This is a genomic window from Thiocapsa imhoffii (assembly GCF_016583985.1).
Lineage (GTDB): Bacteria > Pseudomonadota > Gammaproteobacteria > Chromatiales > Chromatiaceae > Thiocapsa > Thiocapsa imhoffii.
The window spans coordinates 108,339-120,405 of record NZ_NRSD01000004.1 but is presented as its reverse complement, the minus strand read 5'-3'; the positions used below and the strand labels follow the sequence as shown (position 1 = coordinate 120,405).

Annotated in this window: 11 protein-coding genes; 6 read left to right on the top strand and 5 right to left on the bottom strand. The window is 61.6% G+C overall.

Annotation, left to right across the window (positions count from 1 at the left end; all coding sequences use genetic code 11):
* Positions 1 to 16 precede the first annotated feature (16 nt).
* Positions 17 to 673, bottom strand: a complete 657-nt coding sequence (locus CKO25_RS05785; RefSeq protein WP_200386970.1) for a thiol:disulfide interchange protein DsbA/DsbL — start codon at positions 671 to 673, stop codon at positions 17 to 19.
* A 340-nt stretch (positions 674 to 1,013) separates the two neighbouring features.
* Entirely contained in the window at positions 1,014 to 1,904 is an 891-nt protein-coding gene (locus CKO25_RS05780; RefSeq protein WP_242467442.1) for an alpha/beta hydrolase, read from the bottom strand.
* 233 nt (positions 1,905 to 2,137) lie between these two features.
* Between CKO25_RS05780 and CKO25_RS05775 the strand changes: the two genes are divergently transcribed.
* Together CKO25_RS05775 and CKO25_RS05770 are read left to right on the top strand one after the other, a co-directional pair.
* The gene (locus CKO25_RS05775; RefSeq protein ID WP_200386968.1) at positions 2,138 to 3,019 is read left to right on the top strand and encodes an ATP-binding cassette domain-containing protein; all 882 of its coding nucleotides are present in this window, start codon (positions 2,138 to 2,140) and stop codon (positions 3,017 to 3,019) included.
* 28 nt (positions 3,020 to 3,047) lie between these two features.
* On the top strand, positions 3,048 to 4,073 hold the full coding sequence (locus CKO25_RS05770; protein WP_200386967.1) for an ABC transporter permease: 1,026 nt from the start codon (positions 3,048 to 3,050) through the stop codon (positions 4,071 to 4,073).
* A 74-nt stretch (positions 4,074 to 4,147) separates the two neighbouring features.
* On the opposite strand, the gene CKO25_RS05765 is transcribed toward CKO25_RS05770, so the two are convergent.
* Together CKO25_RS05765 and CKO25_RS05760 are read right to left on the bottom strand one after the other, a co-directional pair.
* The gene (locus CKO25_RS05765; RefSeq protein WP_200386966.1) at positions 4,148 to 4,543 is read right to left on the bottom strand and encodes a septal ring lytic transglycosylase RlpA family protein; all 396 of its coding nucleotides are present in this window, start codon (positions 4,541 to 4,543) and stop codon (positions 4,148 to 4,150) included.
* A gap of 298 nt (positions 4,544 to 4,841) precedes the next feature.
* Positions 4,842 to 7,496, bottom strand: a complete 2,655-nt coding sequence (locus CKO25_RS05760; RefSeq protein WP_200386965.1) for a glycosyltransferase — start codon at positions 7,494 to 7,496, stop codon at positions 4,842 to 4,844.
* Between the two features lie 424 nt (positions 7,497 to 7,920).
* Between CKO25_RS05760 and CKO25_RS05755 the strand changes: the two genes are divergently transcribed.
* Positions 7,921 to 8,994 (top strand): cytochrome-c peroxidase, encoded by a 1,074-nt coding sequence (locus CKO25_RS05755; RefSeq protein ID WP_200386964.1) that lies wholly within the window; start codon positions 7,921 to 7,923, stop codon positions 8,992 to 8,994.
* A 556-nt stretch (positions 8,995 to 9,550) separates the two neighbouring features.
* On the opposite strand, the gene CKO25_RS05750 is transcribed toward CKO25_RS05755, so the two are convergent.
* On the bottom strand, positions 9,551 to 9,760 hold the full coding sequence (locus tag CKO25_RS05750; protein ID WP_200386963.1) for a (2Fe-2S)-binding protein: 210 nt from the start codon (positions 9,758 to 9,760) through the stop codon (positions 9,551 to 9,553).
* 113 nt (positions 9,761 to 9,873) lie between these two features.
* On the opposite strand from CKO25_RS05750, the gene bfr (CKO25_RS05745) reads away from it, so the two are divergent.
* From bfr (CKO25_RS05745) to CKO25_RS05735, 3 genes are all read left to right on the top strand, one after another.
* Positions 9,874 to 10,338 (top strand): bacterioferritin, encoded by a 465-nt coding sequence (bfr, locus tag CKO25_RS05745; protein ID WP_200386962.1) that lies wholly within the window; start codon positions 9,874 to 9,876, stop codon positions 10,336 to 10,338.
* A gap of 58 nt (positions 10,339 to 10,396) precedes the next feature.
* Positions 10,397 to 10,864 (top strand): bacterioferritin, encoded by a 468-nt coding sequence (gene bfr / locus CKO25_RS05740; protein ID WP_200386961.1) that lies wholly within the window; start codon positions 10,397 to 10,399, stop codon positions 10,862 to 10,864.
* A gap of 256 nt (positions 10,865 to 11,120) precedes the next feature.
* Entirely contained in the window at positions 11,121 to 11,546 is a 426-nt protein-coding gene (locus tag CKO25_RS05735) for a hypothetical protein (protein ID WP_200386960.1), read from the top strand.
* Positions 11,547 to 12,067 lie beyond the last annotated feature (521 nt).

Genomic DNA, 12,067 nt, shown 5'->3' with positions numbered 1-12,067 from the left:
CTTAGGGGCTGTGTGCTCAGCCGACCGCGGGTTGATCCCGTGCCTTATCGATGAGTGCGTCGGCGATCACAAGGAGATCGGCAAAGGTGCGTGCGTCATTGCCGACGACGACGAATCGTCCATCAACCGCGATCATGGGCACGGCCGTGACATCGTAGCGTTGCACGAGGCTGTCGCTGCGCTTGATCTGGGTTTCAACCGCGAATGAGTTGAACAGCGGCTCGAAGGTCTCGAGGTCCACGCCCTGGCTCTCGACCCATTTGAAGATGTCTCGTTCGGTGAAGAGTTTGATACGGTCCTGATGCAGGGCTTCGAAAACGGCCTGGTCGAGCCGCTCGAGATCGCCACTGTATTCCAAGGCATAGTAAAGCCGTGCGAGATTGGCCCAAGCGGCACGACCAAAGGTGACCGGAACCTGCTTGAAGGTCACATCCGCGGGCAAGTTGGCGCCCCAGGGTTTGATGACTGGATTAAGGTCCATGCAGTGGGGGCAGCCATAGGAGAAAAACTCGATGACTTCGATTTCCCCCGGGTTGCCGCTCGGCTGCGGAGGCGAGATCGCCCGCCAGTCGCGACCTTGCACCAACTCGGTGGCGCTGGCGGACACTGGCATCAGCGCGGTTCCCATCAGGCCGAGCAGGGTTTGTGTGAAACGGCGTCGGTTCAAAGCCATCGTGGTCTCCGTCAAAACTGGGTTGATGCGGTCTTCGTGATATGGTCCGGTGCTGCGATTGGAACCTGTCGTGGCCCGTTGGTTTCGTCTCAGCGGCGCGCACGGAGACGGGAACCCGGTGGACCATCAGCAAGGACCCATCACGTGCGATTCGCTGCCTCGGATGTTGCGGCGACCAGCTTGCCGATGGCCCCGTCAAACGCAATAGCAATGTGGTTCAGTATATGGGGCTCGGGTGCGGCTGTCAGCCAAGGACATGCCTCTGACGGGGAGGCCCGCCTGATCGCCGATGGCCTGTCCAAGGCGCTCCAGTCGCCCCGTGCTGGCGGATCCGATATCTTCAGGGCGCGGTGGCGCGGTCGCATAACTGAGCGATCCGCGCGCCGGTGACGAAGGTTGTCTCTCCCGAGGGGAGTGGCTCAGCGGGCGTTGCGATCCAGGCCGCGATGTCGGCGCGCACGCGTGGGCCTTGCAGATCTCGCGTCAGCATATGCCAACCCTGCTCGTAGAGGACGAGGGTCAGGTCAGGCGCGGTTGCGGGTTGAGTGGACAGGAACTGGCAGAAGGCATTCGCCGGGATGATGTGGTCTTGTTCGCCATAGAGCAACAGAATCGGCATCCCAGGTTCGAGCGTTGCGAGGCTCGCACGGTCCATCAGATCGGTGATCCCCCAGAGCGCGTCGACGCGGGTCGCCTTGATCACCAGTGGGTCCGCGCCCAGGGCGCGGAGCATCTCCAGGTGATCCGATGGGCTGATCCGGATGCCCTCGCCGGTCAGCTTCAGCCAGGGGACCGTGTGGGCCGCGGCATCCAAGGCTAGCCGTTGATACCAAGGCATCGTCTGTCGCGACCAGACCGCTGGTGCCATCAGGATCACTCCGTCCACCGCGAGCGAACCCTCCGCCAGGGCCGCGAGGATCACCGCGCCCCCCATGCTTTCACCGGCGAGATAGAGTGGCAGATCAGGATACGCTTGGCGCAACAAGTCGATCAGGATCCGGAGGTCGGCGCTCAGCCGCTCACTCCCATGCCAGCGCCCGGGAAGCGCGGAGGCGCCGAAGCCACGTTGATCGACGGCATAGGTGATGATCCCAAGCTCGGCCAGGTCGCGCCCGAGGGGCGCGAAGGCGTTGGCATAGTCGTTGAACCCATGCAGTCCGAGGACCAGTGCGCGCGGAGGCGCCTGCGCCACTGACCAGCGATGCACGGGCAGGACATAGCCGTCGTCCATGCGTGCCTGGTCCGCGTCCAGGCCTGCGGGCAGCCGGTTCTGGGGCGCGGATGGCACGAGCTGTGGCGCGGCGCAGCCGCTGGCGATCAGCACTAGGCAGGCCAGCCATAACAGGCGCGGGGGCCGGCGTGACCCTGGCCTGGCGGCAACCCGGTTCGAGACCTTTGGGGCCGTGACAGGACGGCCGCTTTCCCGATGCCGTGACTGGGTCGAAGCGCGTATACTGCTGCCCTGTGAACATCGTGCTCGAAGCCAATGCATTGGTTCGGATCTATCCGGGTGTGCGTGCCGTGGATGGCATCAGTTTTCAGGTCGAGAGTGGCGAGTGTTTCGGTCTACTCGGACCGAATGGTGCCGGCAAGACCACGACACTGGAGATGCTCGAGGGCATTCAGACCCCAACGTCCGGGGCCATTCTGTACCGTGGGCGGCCGCTTGATCGGACCTACGCCGAGTCGATTGGTATTCAATTCCAGGCCACCGCGCTGCAAGAGTTCCAAACCGTCGGTGAGTCACTCGCGATGTTCGCCAGTCTCTATCGACGGCGCGCGGATTGCGCGGAACTGATTCGTCTGTGCAATCTGACCGAGATCCTCGACCGTGATACGCGCAAACTTTCGGGAGGGCAGCGTCAGCGCCTGTTACTCGCCATCGCGTTGGTCAATGATCCGGATCTGGTGTTCCTCGATGAACCCACCACGGGACTCGATCCACAGGCGCGGCGAAACTTCTGGGACTTGATCGAAACCGTGCGTGGGCGGGGCAAGACCATTCTGCTCACCACGCACTACATGGAAGAGGCTGAGCGTCTCTGCGACCGCGTCGCGATCGTCGATCATGGCCGGATCATTGCGCAGGGACAACCGCACCGCATGGTGCAGGCGCATTTTCCAGCCGCCGTGATTCGCCTCCCCACAACCGCTTGGCCAGCGACGCGCGCGCTGCCACCCGGCGGGATTCGCCGCAATGAGCGGCTCGAACTCTACACGGATGACGTGCCGGCGATGCTGATACAGTTGGAACAGAGTGGCGCCGATCTCACGCAGTTGCGGGTCGCGACCCCCAATCTCGAGGATCTCTTCCTGAAATTGACGGGGCACGCGCTGCGCTCCTAAGGCCCCGAGCGAACGACCAGACAGAGTCATGTGGCGACGGATACTGACCATTTTCATTGCGCGTAATCGCGAGTTCTATCGGGACCGCGCGGGCCTGTCCTGGAACATCCTGATGCCCATCATGATGGTCTTGGCCTTCGCGTTCATCTTCAGTGGCGAACCACGTGATTTATTCCAGGTCGGCGTCGTGGTGGACCCGGGCGCGCCTCCAGACGACTCGCTGTTCCTCCAGACGCGTTACATCCAGTGGATTCACTTCGACACGGTGGAGGAGGCGATCGCGAAGGTCGAGCGCCATCAGTTGGATCTCTTGTGGGATCCGCGATGGCCCCAGCCTGTCTATTGGGTCAACGCGGATTCGGCCAAGGGGTATGTCGTGGAGCGTCTGCTTCGCTCCGCGAACGGGACGACGGACGACGGACTCGAGGCCGAGCGGCGGGTTGTCAGTGGTACGGCAGTGCGCTACGTCGATTGGGTCTTACCGGGGATCCTGGCGATGAACATCATGTTCTCGAGTCTCTGGGGGGTTGGCTGGGTGATCGTGCGGTATCGCAAGAACGGTGTCCTGCGGCGCTTGAAAGCAACGCCGTTGAGCCCCCTGGAGTTTCTGTCGGCTCAGGTGCTGTCCCGTCTGATGGTGGTGCTGGTAGCGAGCCTGGTCGTCTATCTTGGCGCCAGTTTGTTGTTGGATTTCACCATGCGCGGCTCCTATGTCGCGCTCGCCCTGGTCTACGTCGCCGGTGCACTCTGTTTGATCAGCGTGGGGTTGATCGTGGCGGCACGCCTGCGCACCGAAGAGGTGGCGGACGGACTGCTAAACCTAGTCTCCTGGCCCATGCTGCTGCTGTCTGGAGTCTGGTTTTCGATGGAGGGTGCGAGTGGCGCGGCTCAAGCGGTCTCGAACCTGTTGCCCTTGACTCACTTGGTCGCCGCGGCGCGGGCCGTGATGCTTGATGGTGCGGGGGTGGTCCAAGTCCTACCCCAGATCCTGATCTTAAGTGGGGCGGCGCTGGTTTTGTTGGTGGTCGCGGCTTGGCTCTTTCGGTGGGAGTAGCCAGGCATTGAGGATGACTCGGGGGGAGTGGGGATGGCCCATCCTTGGGCACGATCCCGCGGAGTCGAGGGGGATCAGGAACTGCGCGTTCTCGGAACGCTCAAGACTTCAACCTTGACCGGTGTGATCCCTCGTTTGATGATTCCTAAGTCGCGTGCGGCACTGCGCGAGAGATCGATGATGCGCCCTTTGATAAAGGGGCCACGGTCGTTGATCTGTACCACGACGCTTTTGCCCGTCTTGGTATCCGTCACGCGCACCTTGGTCCCGAGAGGGAGTGTCTTGTGTGCCGCGCTGCGGATGTTCTTGTTGTAGATTTGACCGCTGGCGGTCTTTCGGCCATGGAGGCTGTCGTGGTAGTAGGAGGCGATTCCACTTTGAGTGTGGCCAGGTTTGATGCGGGCCTCGGCGTTGGGACCGGAGGCGAACAGCAGAATGCCAACGGAGGCAACGAGGATGGTCTTGATCATAGGCTTCAACCGCTTTCCCAAGTGCCCGGCAACCCCAAAGGGGGCGCGCGAGACTCGGTCTGTTAATGAACTTGCGGCGAAGTATAGATGAAATACGATATAGGGTAAACCCTAGGATACGCGATTCGAACCGATCTGTGTTCGATCCCCGGTCGTTGCTGTGTTGTCCCAGCGCGGGGTCGGCGACGCTCGCTCGTCCTCCATGAGCCACTCACCGCCTCAATGCGGCGCAAGTCTGGCTGGCCGCAGCGCCCCCGCCGCTCTGTCGCGTGGCCACTGAGGTGCTGACACCTGCCGCTCAGTTGTCCTGGTTGGACGCCGAGGGTTTGCTGAGGAGGTCTGGGTCAGTCATATCCTGCATCGGCCCCACGAGTTGTGCTGGCAGGGACTGTGCCGCGCTGATCAGCGAAACAACCACCGCTGCGAAGTAGGGAATCGACTGCACCAGCAGGACGGCGACCCAGACGCGCAGATCGAGCATGTAGGAGTCATAACGCAGCATCATGAGGCCGGCGGCGAGCCAGAAGGCGATCACGAAGAGGGCCTCCTCGCGCGCATCCGCGAGCGCCTTGATGAAGGCCGGTGCCCGCGCGAGCTTCGGGGTGCGATAGAAACCGAGCTTGCCCGAGAACAAACCCCCGAACATGGCTCGGGCGATCGTGTGGGACAGGGCGAGCCCCGCTAAACCCGCCGCAAAGCTCTGGCGGAGTGTCGCGATGACGCGGCGTCGGTAGAGCAAAAAACTCTTCGAGATCTTGAAGACGAAGAGGACTAGCGGGATCAAGGCAATCGTCATATAGGGAGGCGTCACCTGCAACGGGAACATGACCATGGCGATGGACCAGGCGAGCGCCGCGAAATTGAACAGGAGATTGAATCCATCCGCGAACCAGGGCAACCAGCCGGCGACGAAGTGGTAGCGCTGCCCTGCCGAGAGGGTGGTTTTGCGTGTTCCGAGAAGCTCGCGACGGTGATGTTTGAGGATGCGAACCGCGCCGTAAGCCCAGCGATAGCGTTGCTTTTTGAAATCAGCGAAGGTGTCGGGCATGAGCCCGCGCCCGTAGGTGCAGGGGATATAGAGCGCCTTGTGTCCTTCCTCGAAGAGACGCAGACCAAGCTCCGCATCTTCCGTGATACACCACTCGGCCCAGCCGCCGACGGCGGCGAGCGTCGTGCGGCGGATCATGGTCATGGTGCCGTGTTGGATGATGGCATTGCGCTCGTTGCGGGTCACCATGCCGATGTGGAAAAACCCTCGATACTCGGCCATGCACATGGCCTTGAAGGCATTCTGGTTGGCGTCACGATAGTCTTGAGGGGCTTGGACGATGGCGACCTGCGGGTCTTGGAAGGCTGGGATGAGATCTCTGAGCCAGCGCGGCCGGACGATGTAGTCCGCGTCGATGACCGCGATCACCTCGGCCGCGGGATCGGTCTCGCGCAAGGCATAGTTGAGTGCGCCGGCCTTGTAGCCCGCCAGGGGATCGACGTGGAAGAAGCGGAAGCGCGGCCCGGATGGTTGCGCATTGAGCCGTTCGCATTCGGCTTGCACGGGCTGCCAAATCGCCGGGTCCTTGGTATTGTTGTCGATGAGCAGGACTTCGAACCTTGGATAGTCGAGGGCGGCGAGGGCGGCGAGCGTCTCGCGCAGCAGCTCGGGCGGTTCGTTGTAGGCCGGGACATGGATCGAGACCAGCGGCAACGCCTCGTCGGGAACCGAGTGGCGTGGGAAGGGCCGGCGCCATTTCCGTAGCCAGAGGGATTCGGCCCATTCGTGTGCCTCGGCCATCACGAGGACGATGACGCCGATCCCCCCCACCAGCAACAAGACGCCGACGATGGCGGTCGCCGGCGTCATGTACAGGCGCGTGTAGTCGTAGACGATCCAGACCGCGGCGGTCGAGATGCCATACATCACCAAGGCGAGAAACCCTTTGCCCTTGCTCGACAGCATGGCGCTGTCGCGATAGACGAAAACCAACAGAAGGATGGCCATGACAATCGAGATGCCAGCCAACTCCTGCCAGTGTGGGATCCGCACAACGGGTTGCGTGAAGGCAAATTTGGGTTCGCGATCGGTGTTATAGACCCCCCAATAAGCGCCGGTTGCGCCCTCGATCTTGGTCTTCCAGGTCTGATCGAAGGCCTCCATGACATAGTAGACGTACCGCTCCTGCTCGGCATGGGCGAGGAAACGGCGCAGGAAGCGCGTCTGATTGGCCAGGGATGCCTCAGCCCCACGATTGCGCCGGCCATTGCTCGGCCAGCCGACCTCGCCGATGATGACCTCCTTCCCCGGGAAGGCCTGTTTGACCTCGTTGAAGCGCTGGATGGAGTAGTCGACGGCCTGATCGATCGGCACGCCTTCCCAATACGGCAGCAAGTGGATGGTGATGAAGTCGACGTGGTCAGCGAGTTCGGGATGTTTCAGCCAAACGTGCCAGGGCTCCGCCGTACTCACCGGCAGCCACGTCATCTTCCGGACGCGCTCCAGATAGTCGATGAGTTCCGCCACCGAGACATCGGCGCGCAGGATGGCCTCATTGCCCACCGTCACGCGCACCAGATTGCGATAGCCTTTCGCCAAAATCTCTCTGAGACGTTCGAGTTCGGTCTCGTTGGTCTCGAAGTCATCGTCAATCCAGGCCCCCAGGTTCACGTTCAGACCACGCGCCGCGGCGAGCCCAGGGGTCGCGGCAAGGGTGCTCTCGACCGTGTAGGTGCGCACGGCATGCACGGTCCCCTGCAGCAGCGCGAGATCCTGGTCGATTTCCTCGGTCGTGGGGTAGTTCTTGATGGTGGGGTCGTGCTCCGCGCGCATTGGCGCGAACGAGAAACCCTGCAGACGATTCGGCCACGGCGGTTCCTCCGCGGGTCGGTTCAGTAGCGCCCAAGCGATCACTGCCAGGATCGCAATCAGGATGGGAATTAGAATGTTGCTCGCGTTTTTCATCGGCCCCTCCTGGGAGGCATGGCCATGAACAAAGAGGTTCCGAGGCGAGATGGGGATCGCAATCGATGGGCTCGGACTGGCGATGGCCCGCCTGACGACCGGCATGGCTGACTGTGCGCGATCATAGCTCGATTACGCGCGTTGCGGCAGACAGAACGTAGGGCTTTTTGGTGTGCCAGCCGTTGCTTTGGGGTTAGACTCCGGACCATTGGAGGCCGAGGAGGCAGAGCGATTCGAGATTGCAGCCCCGCCATAGCCGGGCATTTTGCCTGCTGCAATCGTCGTGCGGCACCCGGTCCGGATCCGCGCGAGATGTCGTGGCAGTCTTGGCGCCCCGCATCGAAACGCCTCCAATCCGTGCGTGCAGGTTGCGTTGATTCACAGCCTTGCGCAAGTGGCATGATCTCACCCGAGGAGACCGACCATGAAAAAAATGATAATGCTTGTCGCCATGTCACTGGCCTATGCGGCAGCGGTGGCTGCGCCCGACGATGCGACGTTACGTGATCAGGCCAAGGCGGCGGGCTTGCTTCCGATTCCGCCGGGGGTCCCGGAGGTAGCCGGCAATCCGATCACCCGTGAAAAGATCGATCTCGGACGGATGTTATTCTTCGAGCCGCGGTTGTCCGCAAGCGGTTTGATCAGTTGCAACACTTGCCACAATCTCGGCATGGGTGGCGATGACAACTTGCCGACCTCTGTCGGGCATGGCTGGCAGCAGGGCCCTCGTAATGCCCCAACTGTCTTAAACGCCGTCTTCAATAAGGCGCAGTTCTGGGATGGTCGCGCCGAGGATCTCAAGGAGCAGGCCAAGGGGCCGATTCAAGCGGGCGTTGAGATGGCGAACCAACCCGAGCAGGTCGTCATCACCTTGAAGAGCATGCCAGAGTATGTCGAGCGGTTTTCTCGGGCCTTTCCGAATGAGCCTGATCCAGTGACCTTCGACAACATGGCCAAGGCCATCGAGGCCTTCGAGGTGACCTTGGTCACGCCCGGTGCGCCGTTCGATGATTGGCTGGAGGGCAATGCGGCGGCGATGACGGATGAACAGAAACAAGGGTTGGCACTCTACATCGAGCGTGGCTGCGCGGCCTGTCACGCTGGAGTCAACTTCGGTGGACAGGATTACTATCCCTTCGGCCTCATCAAGCGTCCCGGGGCGGATATTCTGCCACCGGAAGACAAGGGACGATTCGAGGTGACGGGCACGGCGTCCGACGAGTACGTCTTCCGCGCCGCGCCGCTGCGTAACATTGCCTTGACCGCACCCTATTTCCATTCGGGTCAGATCTGGGATCTCGAGCAGGCCGTGGCCGTTATGGGGACCGCGCAATTGGGGACCGAGATCAGCAACGAAGAGGCAGCATTGATTGCGTCTTTTTTGCAAGCGCTGACCGGTGAGCAGCCACGCGTTGAGTATCCGATCCTCCCTGTCGAAACCGCTGACACCCCGCGCCCTGACCTCAGCGCCTTGCCGCTTCCGGCGTACATGGAATAAGGACGGGTCAGCGACCGCCGCACATCAGCGGTGCTGCCGGTGCGACCGCCGTCGCACCGGCGCATCGATCGGAAGCGATTGGATCGAATCATTGGGTCTCATTCCCGATCCCGATTCGGCGTCGAGTGCGAACGGACTCAAACACCTGTTGCTCGCCCCGACCGTCCACTTGCGGGGTTGGCGGGTGTTGACGAACGATCAGGTGTCTGCTGCGACACATCCACGTCTAAGTCCGTAGCGAATCACTCGGACTTCCTCGTCACGTCCTCATGTGTGCCGCGTTTGCTCAGTCCGCTGGCGTCCGCGTCCTGGGTTTCCCGTCTGGATTGCGGCTGTGGTCGCGTCGGTCGGGAGCGCTGCGGTTCCGGGTGTTGCGTGAGGAAGTCTCGTATCAGGGACCAGCGCTGTCGTCGCGGATTGTCACGGCCGACTCTTGCCGCCTTGCGGACCAGCGCTAGGATCCAGTCCTGTATGCTGTATCGCACGGGGTGCATGTGATGATCGTGCGTGCGCCTGACTGCCGGCACGGTGGCGCCCGTCATCCGCCGGTGCTCGTTCACGCCGTTGCGCTGGTGGCGTGGAGGTGACCCAGGGTAGGGCACTGGGTCGCGCCTGCGCGCAGCAGATCCCTTGCACACTGCGCGCAGCGGCCGCAATTTCCCGGTACGCCCAGATCGCGTTTCAGGTCACGGAGTCGAGTAATCCCCCGCGCCGCGGCCGCCGTGATCTGACGATCCGTGACCGCATGACAGATGCAGACATACATGACTGTTGCGTTTCCGTATCGATCCAATGTGGGAGATATGATAAGAATGATTCGCATTTATGTCAAGAGGCATCCAATCAATTTTCCACCTCCGCAACCCTAGGGTTTCTCAAATGAAAGCCGATCCATCCATTCATCAACATCTCAACGCGGTCTTGAAGGAGTCATTAACCGCCATCAATCAATACTTCCTACACGCCCGCATGGTCGGAAGCTGGGGTTACAAGGGCCTTGAGCAACCGATCTATCGGGCCTCCATCCACGCCATGAAGGAAGCCGACCGCATCGTCGAGCGTGTGTTGTTTCTGGAAGGCCTGCCCAATCTTCAGAATCTCGGAAAACTTCTGATTGGAGAAGACGTCCCCGAGATCCTGCGCCACGACCTGGCGACCGAGCAACGGTACCGAGAGGCGATTCTGGCGGCGATTGCCCACTGTGAGTCTCAAGGCGATTTCGTCAGCCGACAACACCTCGAGAGCGTGCAAGAGTCCAGTGAAGAGCGCATCGATTGGCTCGAGACGCAGCTGAGCTTGCTCGAGAGCGTGGGACTTCAGAATTATCTCGAATCCGCCATCTGATCCATTCCCCCCTGCAACATCAATCGAGTCTGACTCAACCAGCGGAGCACCCAACCCCATGAAAGGCCATCCTGACGTCATCGCCCAGTTGCAGCGCCTCCTCGCCAATGAACTGGCGGCGATTGATCAATACTTCATCCATTCACGCATGTACGAAGATTGGGGATATCTCAAACTCTTCGAGCGGATCGACCACGAAACCACCGAAGAAAAAGATCATGCCTCCATGTTGATTCGGCGCATGCTCTTCCTCGAGGCCACGCCCGACCTGAGTCAACGTGACGGTTTGCGTGTTGGTGCGACGGTTCCGCAGATGCTGGCGAACGACCTCCAGCTTGAGTACGACGTCGCAGCCGCACTGAAGGAGGCCATTGTGTGCTGCGAGCGGGAGCAGGATTTTCAAACCCGTCAGGTGCTTGAGCAACTCTTGCGCGACACCGAGGAGGATCATGCCTATTGGCTGGAGCAGCAATTGCGATTGATCGAGCAGGTTGGGCTGCAGAATTACCTGCAAGCTCAAATGTAGCTGGAGCCACGCGCGAGCAAGGCCTGAGGCCTGCGGTAGGGGCTTGCTGCGACGGACTGGCCCCCGGGTCTGGATCCTCGGGGTGGCGGACCGCCCCGGTCGGCCTCAGGCTCTAACGGTCGTGACCCGCCCAGCATCCGGTTCAGCGGTGACAAGTGACCTGTGCGGTCCTACAATTCCTTGCGCTGATTAGGGAGACGCCTCCGTCATGGGGGTGTCTTCAGGTTCGAACGAGGGTCTGCTGCGAGGAAACATCGTGAACTATGCGATCAAGAGAACATGGCCGGATCAGCCCAAGTCATGGGAATCCAAGGGCGAGGCTGAGACGGCTGAGGCCTTTGCCCTGGCCTTCGCCACTGATCAGGGGCTCGGGCTCGGAACCCAGGTGCTGGTCATGGAGATGACGGCCGAAGGGGGGGAGGTCGAGTTCTTCAAGGTCGCGAACACCTCGCCCTATCAACTGCTCGCCGTTCAACCCGGAACCACTGGAGTGGCTGAGCCGGCACCCGCCACCACCCCCGCCACTGCCGCCAATGCTCCTAGTTCCGAAGTGGAGGAGCCGATCGCCGTCCCCAGTCTTCGTCCATTCGGCACCATGATCTTCTACATGGCCAAGGTGGGCATCATTGCCGTCGTGGTGATCGGCTCGTTAGGGATGCTCATCAAATATCTCCGCGCCTGATAGTCGGCCACGCGGTTTCGGAACAGGCGCGGTCCAAGCCGAGTCGGGGTCCGTGAATCCTCTTCAGACGTGCCCAACGCCATGCCCGATCACAGGGCTGACCTGGCTGGGGGCGCGCGTGTGATGATCCGGCGCGATGCGCATCATGGCCAACTCCTGATCACGCGTCGGCGGCCATGGGCATGCTGAGGTCCCATATTTAGGCACGCCGAGAGGCGTGCGGTCAGGACTCCAGCGTCATCAATCCCCGCGAGCCTCCGCCCCGGTGAGTGATCGCCGACACCCGGGTTCAGTCCGAGATGAGATCGCATCCGCTCAGCCCCTCTCCATGATTGGAGGATTCCATCGTGATGGGTGCTCTCAGGTGCGTCGTGCCCCGCGCGAATGACTGGCGCTCTGTCAGAGTGGAATGGGCGTGAAGAGTGGTGATCAGGCGCATCGCAAGCCAGTGGTGCGGATGTGCTGACGGTTGTTGGCGATGGGGCGCGTCATCATCGCAGCCACGGAGCGGTTTCGCGCCG

Bases quoted from the DNA above. Each gene is read 5' to 3' on its own strand.
- CKO25_RS05785 (WP_200386970.1), bottom strand. From the start codon at position 673: ATGGCTTTGAACCGACGCCGTTTCACACAAACCCTGCTCGGCCTGATG.
- CKO25_RS05780 (WP_242467442.1), bottom strand. From the start codon at position 1,904: ATGGACGACGGCTATGTCCTGCCCGTGCATCGCTGGTCAGTGGCGCAG.
- CKO25_RS05770 (WP_200386967.1), top strand. From the start codon at position 3,048: ATGTGGCGACGGATACTGACCATTTTCATTGCGCGTAATCGCGAGTTC.
- CKO25_RS05765 (WP_200386966.1), bottom strand. From the start codon at position 4,543: ATGATCAAGACCATCCTCGTTGCCTCCGTTGGCATTCTGCTGTTCGCC.
- CKO25_RS05760 (WP_200386965.1), bottom strand. From the start codon at position 7,496: ATGAAAAACGCGAGCAACATTCTAATTCCCATCCTGATTGCGATCCTG.
- CKO25_RS05755 (WP_200386964.1), top strand. From the start codon at position 7,921: ATGAAAAAAATGATAATGCTTGTCGCCATGTCACTGGCCTATGCGGCA.
- CKO25_RS05750 (WP_200386963.1), bottom strand. From the start codon at position 9,760: ATGTATGTCTGCATCTGTCATGCGGTCACGGATCGTCAGATCACGGCG.
- bfr (WP_200386962.1), top strand. From the start codon at position 9,874: ATGAAAGCCGATCCATCCATTCATCAACATCTCAACGCGGTCTTGAAG.
- bfr (WP_200386961.1), top strand. From the start codon at position 10,397: ATGAAAGGCCATCCTGACGTCATCGCCCAGTTGCAGCGCCTCCTCGCC.